At 67.2% G+C, this 18174-nt stretch carries 18 protein-coding genes and 1 tRNA gene; 10 read left to right on the top strand and 9 right to left on the bottom strand.

Annotated elements, in window-relative coordinates; translation table 11 throughout:
* The coding region (locus AC1EJR_RS26620; RefSeq protein WP_477147817.1) for an IS3 family transposase at window positions 1–114 on the top strand (114 nt) is incomplete at its 5' end.
* 72 nt (window positions 115–186) lie between these two features.
* Here AC1EJR_RS26620 and AC1EJR_RS26615 read toward each other — a convergent pair.
* Entirely contained in the window at window positions 187–699 is a 513-nt protein-coding gene (locus AC1EJR_RS26615; protein WP_092292229.1) for an outer membrane lipoprotein, read from the bottom strand.
* Window positions 700–891: 192 nt separating this feature from the next.
* Here AC1EJR_RS26615 and AC1EJR_RS26610 point away from each other — a divergent pair.
* Window positions 892–981 (top strand) — tRNA-Ser (locus AC1EJR_RS26610).
* A gap of 82 nt (window positions 982–1063) precedes the next feature.
* On the opposite strand, the gene AC1EJR_RS26605 is transcribed toward AC1EJR_RS26610, so the two are convergent.
* Both AC1EJR_RS26605 and gudD read right to left on the bottom strand, forming a co-directional pair.
* Complete coding sequence (locus tag AC1EJR_RS26605; protein WP_092292227.1) at window positions 1064–2062, bottom strand: Bug family tripartite tricarboxylate transporter substrate binding protein; 999 nt, start codon at window positions 2060–2062, stop codon at window positions 1064–1066.
* A gap of 58 nt (window positions 2063–2120) precedes the next feature.
* A complete protein-coding gene (gudD, locus tag AC1EJR_RS26600; RefSeq protein WP_092292225.1) occupies window positions 2121–3473 on the bottom strand; it encodes a glucarate dehydratase in 1353 nt (450 codons plus the stop codon).
* A gap of 219 nt (window positions 3474–3692) precedes the next feature.
* Between gudD and AC1EJR_RS26595 the strand changes: the two genes are divergently transcribed.
* Both AC1EJR_RS26595 and AC1EJR_RS26590 read left to right on the top strand, forming a co-directional pair.
* Window positions 3693–4451: a FadR/GntR family transcriptional regulator gene (locus tag AC1EJR_RS26595; protein WP_477147816.1), complete on the top strand. Its 759-nt coding sequence runs from the start codon at window positions 3693–3695 to the stop codon at window positions 4449–4451.
* Window positions 4452–4563: 112 nt separating this feature from the next.
* Window positions 4564–6141, top strand: coding sequence for an aldehyde dehydrogenase (NADP(+)) (locus tag AC1EJR_RS26590; protein ID WP_092292221.1), 1578 nt, complete (start codon window positions 4564–4566; stop codon window positions 6139–6141).
* Window positions 6142–6228: 87 nt separating this feature from the next.
* On the opposite strand, the gene AC1EJR_RS26585 is transcribed toward AC1EJR_RS26590, so the two are convergent.
* From AC1EJR_RS26585 to AC1EJR_RS26570, 4 genes are read right to left on the bottom strand one after another with little or no spacing between them, the layout of a single operon-like run.
* Window positions 6229–7431 (bottom strand): osmoprotectant ABC transporter ATP-binding protein OsmV, encoded by a 1203-nt coding sequence (locus AC1EJR_RS26585; RefSeq protein WP_477113900.1) that lies wholly within the window; start codon window positions 7429–7431, stop codon window positions 6229–6231.
* Window positions 7428–8081: an ABC transporter permease gene (locus AC1EJR_RS26580; protein WP_092292217.1), complete on the bottom strand. Its 654-nt coding sequence runs from the start codon at window positions 8079–8081 to the stop codon at window positions 7428–7430. Before AC1EJR_RS26580 ends, AC1EJR_RS26585 begins: the two co-directional genes overlap by 4 nt.
* 10 nt (window positions 8082–8091) lie before the next feature.
* Window positions 8092–9033, bottom strand: coding sequence for a glycine betaine ABC transporter substrate-binding protein (locus tag AC1EJR_RS26575; protein WP_092292215.1), 942 nt, complete (start codon window positions 9031–9033; stop codon window positions 8092–8094).
* A 13-nt stretch (window positions 9034–9046) separates the two neighbouring features.
* Entirely contained in the window at window positions 9047–9763 is a 717-nt protein-coding gene (locus tag AC1EJR_RS26570; protein WP_092292213.1) for an ABC transporter permease, read from the bottom strand.
* 679 nt (window positions 9764–10442) lie between these two features.
* Here AC1EJR_RS26570 and AC1EJR_RS26565 point away from each other — a divergent pair.
* The 6 genes from AC1EJR_RS26565 (at window position 10443) to AC1EJR_RS26540 (ending at window position 16940) form a co-directional block, all read left to right on the top strand.
* On the top strand, window positions 10443–11348 hold the full coding sequence (locus AC1EJR_RS26565) for a pirin family protein (protein ID WP_477147815.1): 906 nt from the start codon (window positions 10443–10445) through the stop codon (window positions 11346–11348).
* Between the two features lie 341 nt (window positions 11349–11689).
* On the top strand, window positions 11690–13258 hold the full coding sequence (locus AC1EJR_RS26560) for an ABC transporter ATP-binding protein (protein ID WP_477147814.1): 1569 nt from the start codon (window positions 11690–11692) through the stop codon (window positions 13256–13258).
* Entirely contained in the window at window positions 13251–14345 is a 1095-nt protein-coding gene (locus tag AC1EJR_RS26555; RefSeq protein ID WP_092292207.1) for an ABC transporter permease, read from the top strand. Before AC1EJR_RS26560 ends, AC1EJR_RS26555 begins: the two co-directional genes overlap by 8 nt.
* A gap of 18 nt (window positions 14346–14363) precedes the next feature.
* Complete coding sequence (locus AC1EJR_RS26550; RefSeq protein WP_477147813.1) at window positions 14364–15284, top strand: ABC transporter permease; 921 nt, start codon at window positions 14364–14366, stop codon at window positions 15282–15284.
* Window positions 15285–15356: 72 nt separating this feature from the next.
* Window positions 15357–16499 carry a BMP family ABC transporter substrate-binding protein gene (locus AC1EJR_RS26545; protein WP_477147812.1) on the top strand — a complete coding sequence of 381 codons (1143 nt, stop codon included), beginning with the start codon at window positions 15357–15359 and terminating at the stop codon, window positions 16497–16499.
* A 147-nt stretch (window positions 16500–16646) separates the two neighbouring features.
* Window positions 16647–16940 carry a YkvA family protein gene (locus AC1EJR_RS26540; protein ID WP_092292201.1) on the top strand — a complete coding sequence of 98 codons (294 nt, stop codon included), beginning with the start codon at window positions 16647–16649 and terminating at the stop codon, window positions 16938–16940.
* A 19-nt stretch (window positions 16941–16959) separates the two neighbouring features.
* Here AC1EJR_RS26540 and AC1EJR_RS26535 read toward each other — a convergent pair whose 3' ends face one another.
* Window positions 16960–17379 carry a methylglyoxal synthase gene (locus tag AC1EJR_RS26535; RefSeq protein ID WP_092293269.1) on the bottom strand — a complete coding sequence of 140 codons (420 nt, stop codon included), beginning with the start codon at window positions 17377–17379 and terminating at the stop codon, window positions 16960–16962.
* Window positions 17376–18164 (bottom strand): SDR family oxidoreductase, encoded by a 789-nt coding sequence (locus tag AC1EJR_RS26530; protein WP_092292199.1) that lies wholly within the window; start codon window positions 18162–18164, stop codon window positions 17376–17378. The genes AC1EJR_RS26535 and AC1EJR_RS26530 overlap by 4 nt, the downstream gene beginning before the upstream one ends.
* Window positions 18165–18174: the final 10 nt, after the last annotated feature.

Below are 18174 nucleotides of genomic sequence, written 5' to 3'. Positions count from 1 at the left end.
CAACTGCAGGATGKACTGCGCCAATACATTCACTACTACAATCATGACCGCATCAAGCTCAAACTAAAAGGGCTGAGTCCCGTGCAATACAGGACTCAGCCCTTTCCGGCCTAGCCATCAACCGTCCAACTTCTGGGGGTCAGTTCACATCGCGTGGCTTTTTTCGTAGAACTACGAAGTACGTACTCAGTACGGCGTGGCCATATCGTTGGCCACACGCGCCCGGTCGCCCACGCGCAGGTTGCCGATATTGCTCTGGGTCACGGTGGCCATCCGGCCATCGTCCAGCCGCACGTTCACGCGATACACGGTCTGCGTATTGCTGCCCGCCCGCTTCTCGATCTGGTTGCCGGCCACGGCGCCCGCCACGGCACCGCCGATGGTCGCCACGGTCTGGCCACGCCCGCCGCCGATCTGGTGACCGAGCAGGCCGCCTGCCGCGCCGCCGATCACGGTGCCGAGCAGGCCCGAGCTGCCTTGCGTGGAGTTGATCGGCTCGATCGACTCCACGCGGCCCGTGAACACCGAGCCCGCCGGCGCCTGGTAGGTGCTCTGGTTCGGGTCCTGATAGCCCGTGTTCGGCGGGGCGTTGTTGTAGTTGCCATAGCCGTTGTAGCCGGGCTGCGCGCACCCTGCCAGGGTGGCCGCACAGGCCAGCGCGCCAAGGGCCAGCCATGATTTGCTGCGATGTTGCTGCATGGATAAGTCCTCCTCTATCGCTTGTTTGACATGCCAACGCGCGGTGGGCAGGCGCCGCGCGTCCTGCCAATATGAGGCGAACCGGCTCACAAGGTTCCGCTGTGTCCGACAAACACCGACACCGCAGACAAGGCGATTGACGAGGGCATCACACTACGGGCCGCCGCCACCTTGTATAATGCGGCCCTCCAAGGAAGCGTGGCCGAGTGGTTTAAGGCAGCAGTCTTGAAAACTGCCGATGGGGTGACCCATCCGTGAGTTCGAATCTCACCGCTTCCGCCAGACAATAAAAAACCCCGMCATTCAGGCGGGGCAAAGGACTGCAGTGGAGCATTGACCCCCCACGGTGATTCGGTCCTGGCGCTTATTCCAGCGTGATCTTGCCCTGCTCGATCACGGTCTTCCAGCGCTTCAGTTCTTCGTTCTCGAACTGGACGAACTGCTCCGGCGTGTTGGCGACGATCTCGAAGCCCTGCTCGCCCAGCTTCTTCTGCATCCCCGGCTCCTTGAGCGCGCTGACCAGCGCGCCGTGCAGGCGCGACTTCACGTCGGCCGGCAGGCCCTTCGGGGCGGCCACGGCCTGCCACGAATAGACTTCCACATCCTTGACGCCGGCCTCGGCCATCGTCGGCACGTCCGGCAGCAGCGCCGAGCGCTTGTCCGACGTAATCGCCAGCGCGCGCAGCTTGCCCGTGCGGATGTGCTGGATGACCGCGTTGAGGTTCTGGAACGAGACATCGACCTGGCCCGCGAGCAGGTCCGAGATGGCCGGCGCACCGCCCTTGTACGGCACGTGCAGGCCATCGGTACCGCTTTTCTGCCAGAACAGCGCCGCGGTCAGGTGGTCAGACGACCCTGCGCCCGAGGTAGCGAAGCTCACCTTGCCCGGGTTCTTCTTCATATGCGCAACCAGCTCGGCCAGGTTCTTGGCCGGGAAGTTCGGGTTGGCCACCAGCACGTTCGGCGCGCGCACGGCCACCGTCAGCAGGTCGAAGTCCTTGGCCGGGTCGTAGGCCAGGTTCTTCTGGAGGAACGGGTTGACCGCGTACACGCCGATCGAGGCCACCAGCAGGGTGTAGCCGTCGGCCGGGGCACGCTTGACGAAGGTCGCGCCGATCGCGCCCGTGGCGCCGGGGCGATTGTCGATCACGAACGGCTGGCCCAGCTTGTCGTTGAGCGGCTGCGCCAGCACGCGGGCGATGGTGTCTGACGACCCACCGGCCGGGAACGGCACCACCATCGTCACCGCCTTCTGCGGCCAGGCCGTGCCAGCCGCCACGGCCGCACTGCTGACCGTGGCGCCCACGGCCAGGGCGACGAATACACCGGCAATCCGGCGGAACAGCGTCTTCTGTTTCAGCATTGTCTTGTCTCCTGTCTTACTGTCTTATCTTTAATGCTTGAATCCGTGATCGGACGCGTTACCGGACCATGCACGGCGCCTTGTTGTTGAACTTCCACCCCGGGATCAGGAACTGCATGGCGATGGCGTCATCGCGTGCGCCCAGACCCTTCTCCTGATAGAGACGGTTGGCGCGTGCCAGCGCGTCCATGTCGAGTTCCACACCCAGCCCCGGCGTCTTGGGCACCTGCACCAGGCCGCCCTCGATCTTCAGCGGGCTGCGCGTCAGGTGCTCGCCGTCCTGCCAGATCCAGTGCGTGTCGATGGCGGTGACGCGGCCCGGCGCGGCGGCGGCCACGTGGGTGAACATCGCCAGCGAAATATCGAAATGGTTGTTCGAGTGCGAACCCCAGGTCAGGCCCCACTCCGCGCACATCTGCGCCACGCGCACCGAACCCTGCATGGTCCAGAAGTGCGGGTCGGCCAGCGGAATGTCCACCGAGTGCAGGCGCACCGCGTGGCCCATCTGGCGCCAGTCCGTGGCAATCATGTTGGTGGCGGTCGGCAGGCCGGTGGCGGTGCGGAACTCGGCCATGATCTCGCGGCCCGAATAGCCGTCTTCAGCGCCGCAAGGGTCTTCGGCGTAGGCCAGGATGCCGTGCTTGTCGCGGCACAGGCGGATCGCGTCGGCCAGCAGCCAGCCGCCGTTCGGGTCCAGCGTCACGCGCGCCTTGGGGAAGCGCTCGTGCAGCGCGATGATGGCTTCCATCTCCTCGTCGCCGCTCAGCACGCCGCCCTTGAGCTTGAAGTCGTTGAAGCCGTAGCGCTCGTACGCGGCCTCGGCCAGACGGACGACGCCCTTGGCGTCCATCGCCACTTCATTGCGCACGCGGAACCATTCGTTGTCGCCATCGGGCTCGGTGCGGTAGTCGAGCGTGGTCTTCTGGCGGTCGCCCACATAGAAGAGGTAGCCGAGCATCTCCACGGCGTCGCGTTGCTGGCCCTCGCCGAGCAGCGCGGCCACGGGCACCTGCAGGTGCTTGCCGAGCAGGTCGAGCATCGCCGCCTCGATCGCCGTGACGGCGTGGATGGTGATGCGCAGGTCGAAGGTCTGCAGGCCACGGCCGCCGGCGTCGCGGTTGGCGAACGTCGCACGCACCTTGTTCAGCACGGCCTGGTACTGGCCGATCGGCTGCCCAACCACCAGCGGACGCGCATCCTCCAGCGTCTGGCGAATGCCCTCCCCGCCCGGCACCTCGCCCACGCCGGTATTGCCGGCGCTGTCCTTGAGGATCACGATATTGCGGGTGAAGTACGGGCCGTGCGCGCCGGACAGGTTCATCAGCATGCTGTCGTGGCCCGCCACGGGGACGACAGTCAACTCGGTGACGACGGGCGTGACGCCGCCGGCGGCATGTTGGGATGCGGTCATGTGGATCTGTCTCCGAAAACGCGTTTCAGGGTGATGCCGGGTTCGCGCTCCACATCGAGACTGCGCCCTGCTTGTGATGTTTGGCCGCCATACGCAACAGATCGATGCCGATTATGGCAAGGGGTCTCGCAAACCTGTGCGTTATCTGTCATCGTATGACTTACGACGCAGTATAATGAGCGCATCTTGCGACGGTCAATACCTCAGTTTCCCCTACCCATGTCCAATGTCCCGATAACTTCGCCCGCTCCCCTGCGCCGCCGCGGCCGCACGCTTGCCGAGGAAGTAGTGGGTAACCTGACCGAGAGCATCCAGCAGGGCCAGATCAAGCCCGGCGACAAGCTGCCAACGGAATCCGAGATCATGGCCACGCTCGGCGTGAGCCGCACAGTGGTGCGCGAGGCACTTTCGCGCCTGCAAGCCAGCGGCCTGGTCGAGACCCGCCATGGCATCGGCACCTTCGTGCTGGCCCGCCCGGTGGAGACCCATTCGCCGTTCCGCATCGACCCCTCGGCCATGGTCACGGCCATGGACGTGCTGGCGATGCTGGAATTCCGCGTCAGCCTGGAAGCCGAGGCCGCGAGCCTGGCCGCCACGCGGCGCAGCGACGAGCAGCTCACGGCCATCCGCCGCGCGCTCGACGACATGAAACGCAAGGCTTCCGAAGGCAGCGACGCCGTGGGCTCGRATTTCGAGTTCCACCTGTCCATCGCGCGCGCCACCGGCAACCGCTATTTCACGGACATCATGGGCCACCTCGGCACGATGGTGATTCCGCGCAGCCGCCTGCAGGTCAGCACGCCCGAGCGCGAGCAGTACCTGGAGCGCGTCAACTTCGAGCACGAAAGCATCTACGATGCGATTGAGCGCCGCGACCCCGAGGCCGCCAAGGCCGCCATGCGCATGCACCTGACCAACAGCCGCGAGCGCCTGCGCAAGGCTTCTGCCCTGGCAGGCTCCTCCGCTTCTTCCGCCTGACGCCATGCGCGCGGCCCCTTCGGTAATTGGGGGCGGCGCGGTTGCGGGCGACTTTCCGATGTCATATGATGTCTTATGACATGTTTCTGATACGACGCAGGATCGATACACCATGACTCTTACCGGCGAGATGCTGATCGGCGCGAATGCCGTACGCGGCACCGAAGACACTTTCCAGGCCATCAACCCGGCCACGGGCGAGACCCTKGCCCCGACGTTCCACGGTGGCAATGCCGCCGATGTGGACCGCGCCTGCCAACTGGCCGAGGCGGCTTTCGACACGTATCGTGCGACCACGCCCGAGCAGCGCGCGCGCTTCCTCGAATCGATCGCCGAAGGCATCGAGGCACTGGGCGATGAACTGGTCCAGCGCGCGCACGCCGAGACGGCGCTGCCGATCGCCCGCCTGCAGGGCGAGCGCGGCCGTACCGCCGGCCAGCTGCGCCTGTTCGCACGTGTGGTGCGCGACGGCCGCTGGCAAGACGCCACGCTCGACAGCGCCCTGCCCGAGCGCACCCCGCCTCGCCCCGACCTGCGCATGCAGAACATCCCCGTCGGTCCGGTGGCCGTGTTCGGCGCCAGCAACTTCCCGCTCGCGTTCTCGGTGGCCGGTGGCGATACCGCTTCCGCGCTGGCCGCAGGCTGCCCGGTGGTCGTCAAGGCCCACCCGGCGCACCCGGGCACCTCGGAACTGGTCGGACGTGTGATTCAAAAGGCAGTTGCCGATAACGGCCTGCCGGAAGGCGTGTTCTCGCTCGTGATGGGCGCCGGCATCGCCATCGGTACCGCGCTGGTCGCCCATCCGGTGATCCAGGCCGTGGGCTTCACCGGCTCGCGCACGGGCGGTATGGCGCTGGTCAAGGTCGCCAACGAGCGTCCGCAGCCGATTCCGGTCTACGCCGAGATGAGCAGCATCAACCCGGTCTACCTGCTGCCCGAGGCACTGGCCGCGCGCGGCGAAGCCATCGCACGTGACCTGGTGGATTCGCTGGTGATGGGCGTAGGCCAGTTCTGCACGAATCCCGGCCTGCTGCTGGCCATCGAAGGCCCGGCGCTGGACGCCTTCCGCGCCGCCGCCGTGGCAGCGGTGTCGGCCAAGGCCGCCGGCACGATGCTGACGCCGGGCATCCATCAGGCGTTCGAGCGTGGCGTGGCGCAACTGTCCGCCGTGGAAGGCCTGACCCGCCCGGGTTGCGGCCTGGCAGGCACGGGTCCGAACCAGGCCCGTCCGGCGTTCTTCGAGACCTCCGCCGAACGCTTTATCGCCGATCACCGCATGCATGCCGAAGTGTTCGGCCCGTCGACGGTGCTCGTCACCTGCCGCGACGTGGACACGCTGCTGGCCGTCACCCGCATCCTGGAAGGCCAGCTGACGGCCACGGTGCAGGCCGATGCCGGCGATAAGGCCGTGGCCGCGCGCCTGCTGCCGGCGCTGGAACGCAAGGTGGGCCGCGTGCTGTTCAACGGCTACCCGACCGGCGTGGAAGTGTCGTTCGCGATGGTGCACGGCGGCCCGTTCCCGGCCACGTCGGACACCCGCACGACCTCGGTGGGCGCTTCGGCGATCGACCGCTTCCTGCGTCCGGTGTGCTACCAGAACGTGCCGGCCGCCCTGCTGCCGGCCGCCGTGCAGGATGGCAACCCGCTGAACCTGTGGCGCCTGAAGGACGGCGAACTCGGCCGCGCCTGAGCCGCGTCGTTGTTCTGATGGACGAAAAAACGGCCGCGCAAGCGGCCGTTTTTCATGGCGGAGGGCGCTCCAGCCGCGATCAGGCGATCAGGCGGCCACCCGCATCGGCGCCGAACTCGGCGTGGTGACGGGCGACGACACCGGCGGCGGAATCACCGGCGCATTGCCGCGCGAGCGCCCCGAGCTCAGGTAGTCGGCAATCGACTCCTGCGTGACTTCGCCCAGGTAGACACCATCGCCGTCCACCACGGGCAGCCAGCTCGTGTTGTGCTGGTACATGCGCGACAGCACGATGCGCAGGTGCTCGTCGAACGCGGCGCTGACCGCGAACGGGCGCAGCATATCGGCGCAGCTACCGCCCTTGGCCAGCGCGTTGCGCACGTCGCGGCGCGTGACGTAGCCCAGCGCGCGCTGCGCCTCATCGATCACAGGCAGGTGGCGCACGTCGGCTTCGTCCATCACGCCGAACGCTTCGGCCAGCGACATGTCCGGACGGCAGCTCGGCGGCATGGTCGCCGCATCGCCCGCGCGCACCAGCAGCAGGCGCTTGAGCGTGTTGTCATGGCCGACGAAGGCCTGCACGAAGTCGTCCGCCGGGTGGGCCAGCAGCGCGTCCGGATGGTCGAACTGCACCAGTTGCCCGCGCCGGAACACGGCCACCTTGTCGCCCAGCTTGATCGCCTCGTCGATGTCGTGCGACACCATGATCACGGTCTTGCCGAGCTGCCGCTGCATCTGGAAGAACTCGTTCTGGATGCTCTCCCGGTTGATCGGGTCCACCGCGCCGAACGGCTCGTCCATCAGCAGCACGGGAGCGTCCGCCGCCAGCGCGCGGATCACGCCGATGCGCTGCTGCTGGCCGCCCGACAGCTCGCGCGGGTAGCGCCCCAGCATCTTGTCCGGGTCGAGCTGCACCATCGACATCAGCTCCCGGGCGCGCTCGCGGCAGCGGCGCTTGTCCCAGCCGAGCAGGCGCGGCACGACCATGATGTTTTCCTCGATCGTCATGTTCGGGAACAGGCCGATCTGCTGGATCACATAGCCGATCTTGCGGCGCAGCGCCACGCCGTCGATACCGGCGGTGTCCTCGCCCTCGATGCGGACCGTGCCCGAGGTGGGCTCGATCAGCCGGTTGATCATCTTGAGCGTGGTGGTCTTGCCGCAGCCCGAGGGGCCCAGGAAGACGCAGATCTCGCCCTTGGGTACCGTCATCGAGACGGCGTCCACGGCGCGCACTTCCGTGCCGTCCTTCTGGTGGAAAGACTTGGTGAGTTGGTCGAGTTCGATCATGGTTGGCGGATTCCTTTCGGCGTCAGCGCGCGCTGCAGGGCTTGCAGGCCGGCGTCCGCCACAATGGCGAGCACGCTGACGAGGACCGCGCCCACGGCCAGCTTGCTCATGTTGCTCTGGCTGATCGCTTGCAGGATCAGCACCCCAAGGCCACCGGCGCCAATGATGGCGGCAATGGTGGCCACGCCGATGTTCATCACCACGGCCGTGCGCACGCCGCCCAGGATCACCGGCACGGCCAGCGGCAGGTCCACCAGCCGCAGGCGCTGCCATGTGGTCATGCCGATGCCACGGCCGGCCTCCTGGATGCCGGGATCGACATTGGCCAGCGCCGTGTAGGTGTTACGCATGATCGGCAGCAGCGAGTACAGGAACACGGCGGTCACGGCCGGCACGTAGCCGAGCGCGTGGCCGAAGCGCGCGAAGATCGGGATCATCAACCCGAACAGCGCGATGGACGGCAGCGTCAGCACCACCGTGGCCAGCGCCAGCAGCGGAGTGGCCAGGAAGCGGTGACGCGTGATCAGGATGCCGAGCGGCACGCCGATCAGGATGGCCAGCCCCACGGCGGAGCCCACCAGCGCCAGATGCTCGCCGGTCAGCCGCAGCAGCGTCGGCCAGCTATGCGCGAGATAAGTCAGCAAATCCATGGGCGGCTCCTCAAATCAGTCCGTGGCTGCGCAGGAAGTCTCCTGCCACCTTGTCCACCGGCTGCTGGCCGATATCTACCTGATAGTTCATGTCGGTCATCGCCGCGTTGTCCAGCTGGGCGGACAGCGCGTTGAGCAGGCCGGCCAGTTCCGGCCGCTTGTCGAGCACGGCCTTGCGCACCACGGGCACGGCGTTGTACGGCGGGAAGAAGTGCAGGTCGTCTTCCAGCAGCACGAGGTCGAAGCCCTTCACACGGCCATCGGTGGTGTAGACCAGGCCCAGATCGACCTGATTGTTCTTGAGCGCGGTGTAGACCAGGCCGGGATCGAGCTGGATCACGTCCTTGCGGCCCAGCGGCAGCTGGTAGGCGGCCTTGAGCGGCTCCAGGCCGTCCGGGCGCGCGGCGAACTCCATGTCCACGGCGAACGGGCGGGCCTTGTCATCGGCGGCCTTCTCGCGCAGCTTGGCGGCGTAGGCGGACAGCGTGGTCAGGCCCGGCTCGGCGCGCTCCTTCGGCATGGCCAGCGCGTAGGTGTTGTTGACCTTGGAGGCGTCCAGCCAGATCAGACCCTTGGCGGCGTCCAGCTGCTTCACGCGTGCGTAGCTCTGCTCGGCGTCCAGCTTTTCCTCGACCTTGTTGAAGACGATCAGCGCGGTGCCGGTGTAGTCCCACACCACGTCCAGCTGGCCGGACTCCATGGCCTGGCGCATCAGCGTGCTGCCCAGGCCCGAGGTGACTTCCGTGTTGATGCCCTTGGCGCGCAGGTACTGCGTGGTCATCGACGACAGGATCAGCTGCTCGGTGAAGTTCTTGCCGCCCACCCGCACAGGCTCGCCGGCCGGCTGTTGCGCGCGGGCGGGCGCGGTGCCCAGCAGCACGGCGGCAGCCGCCACGCCCACCACGGCGAACAGCCAGAACAGCCGGCGCTCCCAGTTTCGTTGCATTCCCATGTAATTCGACTCCTCAGTACGCCAGACCGCGGCGGCGCAGATAGATATGGCCGGCCGTGGCGAACAGCGCGTCCAGCAGCAGCGCGAGCAGCGCGGTGGCCGCGGCGCCCAGCAGCAGCAGCGGCTGGTTGTTCAGGTAGATGCCTGGGAAGATCAGCTCGCCAAGGCTGTTGGCGCCAATCAGGAACGAGAGCGGCACGGTGCCCACGTTGATCACCAGGCTGATGCGCACCCCGGCCAGGATCACGGGCAGCGCGTTGGGCAGTTCCACGCGCACCAGGCGCTGGCACGGCGTCATGCCGATACCGCGCGCGGCCTCGCGCAGCGCCGGCGAAACGTTGCGCAGCCCTTCGTACGTATTCCGCACGATGGGCAGCAGCGACGCCAGCCACAGCGCCAGCACCGCCGGGCGCTCGCCAATGCCGAGCACCGCCAGCGCAAGCGCCAGCACGGCCAGCGACGGCACGGTATTGCCGATATTGAAGATCTGCATCAGGCGGTCCGCCCAGCGGCGCATGCAGGGCCGGCTCAGCGCGATGCCCGCCGGCACGCCGGTGACGAGTGCCATCGCCATCGAGATCGCKACCAGACGCAGGTGGTCGCCTACGTCGTAGAACAGACGCTCGTGATACTGATGGATCACATCCACACCAATCCACGCGACCAGACCGGCCAGCGCGGCGGCAATGACACCGCTCCAGGCCAATGCCCGGATGGTTTGCTTCGACATATTCCCCCTTTCCAACGCCGGGGGCGGCACCATGAGCATCAGGCGCCACTTCCCGGAAGCGGAAAACAAAAGGGCCGGCGGTAGTTCGGATGGGTGCCCGCCGGGGCCCGGTTCAGATTGCCTTGCCGCCATGACTGGCACGATTGCCAGCGGACGGACTTGTGGCTGCCACGCGAGGGGCGGGACAGCCTTGTGAAGGGGATTCGCGCGGTACAGCGGTGGGTGCGAATCGCCCGGTAGCGGCGCAATCGGATCAGTTCGATCCGGCTTGGCCAGTGGCGGCGACTGGTGTCGTTGTGGAAACGCGCTTCGGTGGGCGCCGCCGGTCAATCGGCCGTTGCTGGACAAGGGATCGCGGGGATTCCGGCACAAACCGGACCACAGCAATTTCCAGCAACGGATGACAAAGAGAGCGCTATTCTACACAACTTCTGTCAATCTGTCATCTTCGCGTTTTCCGAGATGGTTTCAGGCGCCTTCTTCGGCCATCTGGCGGCGATCTTTCGGCTTCTAAAACGCCGGCCAGTCCGTTGCAGCCATGCACTGACTGGGCGCTCATTTGCAACACGATTGGAACAATCTGTTGCCCGCCCGCCGTCTACCGCTTTGCCACCAAACCCCTACATTTACGGGTATGCAGAGACGGCCGAGGGCCGTCCGCCACAGGAGAAACCACAACATGGAAACCCGCACTCTCGCCACCGTTCCGGCCACCGCCCAGGAGACCGTTGAGCGCTCGCGCACCGTCGATCGCGTGGTGCGCGGCATTGCCACGTCCGATGGCGCCGGGGTGAAGCTCACCCGCGTGCTGACGCAGAACCTGCAACGCCGGCTGGACMCGTTCCTGATGCTCGACGCCTTCGGCACCGACAACAAGGACGACTACATCGGCGGCTTCCCCGATCACCCGCACCGGGGCTTCGAGACCATCACCTACATGCTGGCTGGCCGCATGCGTCACCGCGACAGCGCCGGCAATGAAGGGCTGCTCGAAGGCGGCGGCGCGCAGTGGATGGTGGCTGGCTCCGGCGTAGTGCACTCGGAACTGCCCGAGCAGGAAGACGGCCGCATGGAAGGCTTCCAGCTCTGGCTGAACCTGCCCGCCGCGGACAAGATGACCACGCCGTGGTACCGCGACATGCCGGCCGCGTCGATTCCGACCGTGGCGCTGCCTTCGGGCGGCACCGTGCGCGTGCTGGCCGGCGCCTCCCACGGCGTGGCCGGGGCCATGACGCGTCCGGTCACCGCGCCGATCTACCTCGACGTGAACCTGCCTGCCGGGCAGACCTTCACGCAGGCAGTGCCGGCCGGCCATAACGCCTTTGTCTATGTGCATCAGGGCGAAGTGCGGATCGGCGATGCCGTGGTGGAAGCGCAGCGCATGGGCGTGCTCGACAACGCCGGCGGGGCCGATGGCGTGGTCGTGACCGCCACGCAGGATGCCCAGTTCCTGGTGATTGCCGGCCAGCCCCTGAACGAGCCGATCGCGCAGTACGGCCCGTTCGTGATGAACACGCAGGAACAGATCTACCAGACGCTGGCCGACTTCCGCGAAGGCCGTTTTGGCGTGGCAGCCAATGCCTGACCGGCGCTAATTTGCGCTAGCCGGCGCTAACCTCCTCCCCTGCCCCGGCCATGCGCCGGGGCCCTTGCTGACCGCCGCCCTGTCCTCGTGACAGCGCGGCGGTTTTTTCTTGCCCGCGTGCTCGGCACGCGACTTGCAACCTGCCTGTAACCGTTGTGGGGCATGGCCTGCGGCCGGAAACGGGCCGCCGAACCCCCGCGCACTTATATAATCCACAGCAAATTCCGGGCATCACGACACCATGATGATGACAACCTGCCGCGCGGCGATGCTGCGCCACGCACAGCCGCTGTCACGTGCCTGATCTCAACGTTGCTGCCACAACAATCCGAGCCGCCTCAGTGACATTACAACTTCCCCCCAGGCTGGCGCTTGCCCACATCACCAAGCGCTATCCCGGCGTGACCGCCAATGACGACGTGAGCCTCTCCGTCGCCCCCGGCGAGATCCACGCTGTTCTTGGCGAGAACGGCGCCGGCAAATCCACCCTCATGAAGATCATCTTCGGCGCGGTCCGTCCGGACGCCGGCGAGGTGCACTTCAACGGGGCGCCGGTCGCCATCGCCAGCCCGCACGATGCCCGCAACCTGGGCATCGCCATGGTCTTCCAGCATTTCTCGCTGTTCGACACGCTGACCGTGACCGAGAACATCGCGCTCGGCCTGCCGCCGAAGGAAGTCGGCGGGATGAAGCAACTGGCCGAACGCATCCGCGACACGGCGGCGCGCTACGGCCTGCCGCTGGAACCGAACCGCCACGTGCACACGCTGTCCGTGGGCGAGCGCCAGCGCGTGGAGATCGTCCGCGCGCTGCTGGCCCGGCCGCAACTGCTGATCCTGGACGAGCCCACCTCGGTGCTGACCCCGCAGGCTGTGGAGACGCTGTTCGTCACGCTGCGCCAACTGGCCGAGGAAGGCACCAGCATCCTCTATATCAGTCACAAGCTCGACGAGATCCGCGCGCTGTGCCATCACGCCACCGTGATGCGGATGGGCCGGGTGACGGGCGTCTGCGACCCGCGCGCGGAAAGCGCGGCGTCGCTGTCGCGGCTGATGATCGGCGGCGAGCCGCCGCGCGAGGCCCGCGTGACCACCGAGCGCGGGCCGGTGCGGCTGGCCGTGCGCGACCTCTCGGTGCCGCGCGCCCACGCCTTCGCCACTGAATTGCAACAGATTGCGCTCGATGTGCATGCCGGCGAGATCGTCGGCATCGCCGGAGTGTCCGGCAACGGCCAGCAGGAACTGCTGGCGGCGCTCTCCGGCGAGGACCCGCGTGGCGCGGCGGGCAGCGTGCAGATCGACCAGCAACCGGTGGGCCGGCTCGACGCCGCCGCGCGCCGCCGCGTAGGGCTCGCCTTCGTGCCCGAGGAACGGCTAGGCCGGGGCGMGGTGCCGGGCATGAGCCTGTCGGCCAATACCCTGCTGTCGCACCAGACGCCGCCCTATGTGCGCGGCGGCATGGTGTCGCCGAAGGCGGCCGAGGGGCTGGCGGCCGGCATCATCAGCCGCTTCCGCGTCAAGGCCAGCGGGCCGGCGGCGCTGGCGCGCAGCCTGTCGGGCGGCAATCTCCAGAAATTCATCGTCGGACGCGAGATCGAAAGTGGTCCGAAAGTGCTGATCGTGGCGCAACCGACCTGGGGCGTGGACGTGGGCGCCGCCGCACAGATCCACAACGAAATCCTCGCGCTCAAGGCCACCGGCTGCGCCGTGCTGGTGGTGTCCGAGGAACTCGACGAGCTGTTCGGCCTGTGCGACCGGCTCCATGTGATGGCCAAGGGCCACCTGTCGCCGTCGATTCCCGTGGAATCGGCCACGCGCGAGCAGGTCGGCCTGTGGATGAGCGGCTTATGGGAGGGCGGGCCGGCCAGCGAACGGCCGCACGCCACCACGGAGGGGGCTAGCCATGGCTGATCTCCGCTCCCCGCTGACGCTGGCGCCGCGCGGCGCCCCGTCGCGCCCGATGGCCTACGCCTCGCCGCTATTCGCGCTGGTGCTGACGCTGCTGTTCGGCGCGCTGCTGTTCCTGGTGCTCGGCAAGGACCCGGTGGCCGCGCTCAAGGTGTTTTTGGTCGATCCGCTGAAAGACAAGCGCGCGATTGGCGAAGTGCTGCTCAAGACCGTACCGCTGGTGCTCTGCGCGCTGGGGCTGTCGGTCTGCTACCGGGCCAATGTCTGGAATATCGGCGCGGACGGGCAGCTGATCCTCGGCGGCATCTTCGCCGGGGCCGCCGTGCTCTATTTCGACACGCCGGGCCACACCATCTCCGGGCCGGCGGTGCTGGTCATTGCCGGGCTGGCCGGCATCGTCGGCGGCATGGCCTGGGCGGCCATCACCGCGCTGCTCAAGGACCGCTTCAACGCCAACGAGATCCTGGTCTCGCTGATGCTGACCTACATCGCCCAGCAGTTGCTGCTGTGGGTCGTCAACGGACCGCTGAAGGACCCGGCGGGGATGAACTTCCCGCAGTCGAAGGTGTTTTCGTCCGAGTTCCTGCTGCCGAACCTGCTGTCCGGCTCGCGGCTGCACGTAGGCTTTCTGGTCATGCTGGTGCTGGTGGCCGCGATGACGGTGTTCGTCTTCCGCAGCTTTGCCGGCTTCCGGCTCCAGGTGGGCGGCACTGCCCCGCTGGCGGCGCGCTATGCGGGGTTCTCGTCGCGCAAGGCGCTGTGGAGTGCGCTGATGATCTCGGGCGGCACCGCMGGGCTGGCAGGCGCGTTCGAGGTGACGGGGCCGATCGGCCAGCTGCTGCCGTCGATCTCGCCCGGCTACGGCTTCACGGCCATCATCGTCGCCTTTGTGGGGCGGCTGCATCCGGTGGGCGCCGTGTTCGGCGGCATCGTCATGTCGCTCTTCTATATAGGCGGCGAGATGGCGCAGTCGCGGCTGGGGCTGCCCTCGGCCATCGGCTGGGTGTTCCAGGGCATGCTGCTGTTCTTCCTGCTGGCGTGCGACACGCTGATCGACAACCGGCTGCGCTGGCGCGCCCGGGCCGCCTGAACCGGAGCCGATAACAATATGGAACAACTCGCTCCCCTGATCGCCACGGCGATCAACGCCGGCACCCCGCTGCTGCTGGCCGCGCTGGGCCTGCTCGTCAACGAGCGCGCCGGCGTGCTCAACCTCGGCGCCGAAGGCATGATGCTGGTGGCCGCCGCGTTCGGCTTCATGGTCGGCTACCAAACCCAGTCGCCGATGCTCGGCTTCGCGGCTGGCGCGCTGGCCGGCATGCTGATGGCTTCGCTGTTCTCGTGGCTGGCGCTGGTGCTGGCCACCAACCAGGTGGCCACGGGCCTGGCGCTGTCGATCTTCGGCACGGGCCTGTCGGCCTTCATGGCGCAGCGCTTCGTCGGCTACGCCATGCCCGCGCAGGCCAAGTCGGTGCCGTTCCTGGCCGACCTCCCGTTCGTCGGGCCGGCCTTCTTCCAGCATCACTGGATGGTGTATTTCAGCATTCTGCTATGTGCCGCGATCACCTGGTTCCTGTTCCGCACACGGGCCGGGCTGACGCTGCGCGCGATTGGCGAGTCCCCGGAGTCCGCCCATGCGCTGGGCTACCCGGTGCGCTGGATCCGCTTTGGCGCGCTGCTGTTCGGCGGCGCCTGCTGCGGGCTCGCGGGCGCCTACCTGTCGCTGGTCTATACGCCGATGTGGGTGGAAAACCTCGTCTCGGGCCGGGGCTGGATCGCGCTGGCGCTGACCACCTTCGCCACGTGGCGCCCGGGCCGGGTGCTGGTGGGCGCGTGGCTGTTCGGCGGCGTGACCATCCTCCAGTTCTATTTGCAGKGCATTGGCGTGTCGGTGCCGTCGCAGGTGCTGTCGATGTTGCCGTACGCGGCCACCATCGTCGTGCTGGCGCTGATTTCGCGGAACCCGGCGTGGATCCGGCTCAATATGCCGGCCTCGCTGGGCAAGCCGTTCCGCCCGGGCAATGCCTGATGTTTCCGTTTTTTCGAGCCAACCAGTAGTCAAAACCAAACGCATCACAAGACGTTTTTCAAGGAGAGATCGATGATCGTGTCACGCAGGACCACCCTGGCAGCCCTGGCCGCCACCGCCGTACTGGCCCTGGCCGGCTGCGGCAAGAAAGAGGCCGACAAGCCGGCCGAGACGGCAGGCCCGGCCTCCGCGCCKGCAGCCGCCGCCAGCGAACCGCTCAAGGTGGCGTTCGTCTATATCGGCCCGGTGGGCGATGCCGGCTGGACCTTCGCCCATGACACCGGTCGCAAGGCGGTGGAAGCCAAGTTCGGCGACAAGGTGAAGACCTCGTTCGTCGAGAACGTGCCCGAGTCCGCCGCGGACGCCGAGCGCGTGTTCCGCGACCTGGCCAGCCAGGGCAACAAGCTGATCTTCGGCACCACGTTCGGCTATCAGGAATCGATGCTGAAGGTGGCCAAGGAATTCCCGGACGTGAAGTTCGAGCACGCCACCGGCTTCAAGACCGCCGACAACCTCGCCCAGTACGACGTACGCACCTATGAAGGCGCCTACCTGGCTGGCGTGGTGGCCGGCAAGATGAGCAAGTCGGGCAAGATGGGCGTGGTGGCGTCGGTGCCGATTCCCGAGGTCATCCGCAACATCGACTCGTTCGCGCTCGGCGCGCGCAGTGTGAACCCCAAGGCCACCGTCAAGGTGGTGTGGGTGAACAAGTGGTTCGATCCGGGCAAGGAGCGCGAGGCCGCCACCACCCTGATCGGCCAGGGCGTGGACATGCTGATGCAGAACACCGACTCCGCCGCCGTCGTCCAGACCGCGCAGGAGAAGGGCGTCTACGCGTTCGGCTGGGACAGCGACATGAGCAAGTTCGGCGAAAAGGCCCACCTGGCCGCCTCCGTCATTAGCTGGGGCGTCTACTACAACAAGGTGGTGGAAGACGTGCTGAACAAGYAGTGGAAGAACAGCACCACGTGGTGGGGCCTCAAAGAAGGCATGATCGACCTGAAGGGTTTCAACGCCGTGGTGCCGGATGACGTGAAGGCGCTGGTCGAGGAACGCAAGAAGGGGGTGATCGACGGCACCGCCCCGATCTGGAAGGGTCCGCTCAAGGACAACGCCGGCAAGGAACAGCTGGCCAAGGATCAGGTCGCCGACGACAAGTTCCTGCACGACATCAAGTTCTACGTGGAAGGCGTGGAAGGCAACGTGCCGGGCTGATCGCCGGTTTCAGGCCTGACTGACCGCCCCTCCGTCCGCTGCCTCGGGCGGAGGGGAACTTGAATCCCCCTGCATCGGCCCAAGTTATCCCTGCATGCGCACTGGCTGCGCGTGTTGCGCGTGTTGCGTGTGGATAAGGAGGCCCATATGTGGAAGCGAATTTCGGCCCTGTGGACGCTGGTGCGCCGCGACGGCCGCCTGCTCTGGTTCGCGCTGCGTCATCCCGACGCGCCCGCGTGGCTCAAACCCGCCGCGCTGGGGCTGGTGTTCTACGCCATCTCCCCGATCGACCTGATTCCCGATTTCATCGCCGGGCTCGGCATTGTCGATGACGTGGTGCTGATTCCGCTGGCCGTCCACCTGATCCTGAAGCGGCTGCCGCCGCACATCCTCCGGCAGGCGACGATGCGCGCCACCGCGACCACGATCCGGCCGCGCTGACGGCAACGTCTGTCCCGACTCAAGCCGCCGGCGTTCCGGCGGCTTTTTCGTCTTCGAAGCAGTGCCGCGCGAGTTCCACCAACAGCAGTTCGGCCGTGGCGAGGTTGGTCGCGCACGGCACATTGTGGACATCGCACGCCCGGACCAGCGCGTTGATGTCCGGTTCATGCGGCTGCGGGGTCATCGGATCGCGCAGGAAGATCACCGCGGTCACCCGGCCCTCGGCCAGTTGCGCGCCGATCTGGAGATCGCCGCCCCACGGGCCGGACAGCATGCGCTCCACCTCGAGGCCGGTTTCAGCCGCGATGCGCCCACCGGTGGTGCCGGTGGCCAGCAGGTCGCAGCGCGCCAGCATCTCGCGGTGACGGCCGGCAAAGGCGACGATGTCGTCCTTCTTGTGATCGTGGGCGATCAGCGCGATGCGCGGCTTGCCCATCAGAACGTCCCCGGGTACGCGCCGCCGTCCAGCAGCACGTTCTGGCCCGTCATGTAGGCGGCCTGCTTGCTGCACAGGAACGCGCAGGTCGCGCCGAACTCGGCCGGCTCGCCAAAACGGCGCGAGGGGTTGGCGGCGGCGCGCTTGGCGGCCACTTCCTCCACGCTCAGGCCGGCCTTCTTGGCGCCGCCTTCCATCGTCTTGAACAGGCGGTCCGTGTTGAACGGGCCGGGCAGCAGGTTGTTCACGGTCACGCCGTGCTGCGCCACTTCGCGCGCCAGGCCGGCCACGAAGCCGGTCAGGCCCGAGCGTGCGCCGTTGGAGAGACCCAGCACGTCGATCGGTGCCTTGACCGCGCCGCTCGTAATGTTGACGATGCGGCCCCACTTGCGCGCGATCATGCCGTCCACGGTGGCCTTGATCAGCTCGATCGGGGTCAGCATGTTGGCGTCGATGGCGGCGAGCCAGGCGTCGCGGTCCCAGTCGCGGAAATTGCCGGGGGGCGGGCCGCCGGCGTTGTTCACGAGGATGTCGAGGTCGCCGAGCTTGGCCACGGCGTCCAGCGCGAGCTTGCGGCCCTCGGGCGTGGTGATATCCGTGGCCACGGCCAGCACGCGGCGGCCGTATCGGGCACGCAGGTCGGCGGCGGCCTTTTCCAGCGCATCGGCGCCGCGCGCCACGATCACGACGTCCACACCTTCGGCCGCCAGCGCGTCGGCGCACGCAAACCCGAGTCCCTTGCTGGCGCCACACACCAGCGCATGCTTACCGCGCAGTCCGAAATCCATCGCTTGCTCT

This window comes from Cupriavidus sp. 05T42 (assembly GCF_056396345.1).
This window is presented reverse-complemented; position numbering and strand designations above follow the sequence as displayed.

Coding starts and splice junctions, on each gene's coding strand:
- AC1EJR_RS26615 (WP_092292229.1), bottom strand. CDS start 699: ATGCAGCAACATCGCAGCAAATCATGGCTGGCCCTTGGCGCGCTGGCC.
- AC1EJR_RS26605 (WP_092292227.1), bottom strand. CDS start 2,062: ATGCTGAAACAGAAGACGCTGTTCCGCCGGATTGCCGGTGTATTCGTC.
- gudD (WP_092292225.1), bottom strand. CDS start 3,473: ATGACCGCATCCCAACATGCCGCCGGCGGCGTCACGCCCGTCGTCACC.
- AC1EJR_RS26585 (WP_477113900.1), bottom strand. CDS start 7,431: ATGATCGAACTCGACCAACTCACCAAGTCTTTCCACCAGAAGGACGGC.
- AC1EJR_RS26580 (WP_092292217.1), bottom strand. CDS start 8,081: ATGGATTTGCTGACTTATCTCGCGCATAGCTGGCCGACGCTGCTGCGG.
- AC1EJR_RS26575 (WP_092292215.1), bottom strand. CDS start 9,033: ATGGGAATGCAACGAAACTGGGAGCGCCGGCTGTTCTGGCTGTTCGCC.
- AC1EJR_RS26540 (WP_092292201.1), top strand. CDS start 16,647: ATGTGGAAGCGAATTTCGGCCCTGTGGACGCTGGTGCGCCGCGACGGC.
- AC1EJR_RS26530 (WP_092292199.1), bottom strand. CDS start 18,164: ATGGATTTCGGACTGCGCGGTAAGCATGCGCTGGTGTGTGGCGCCAGC.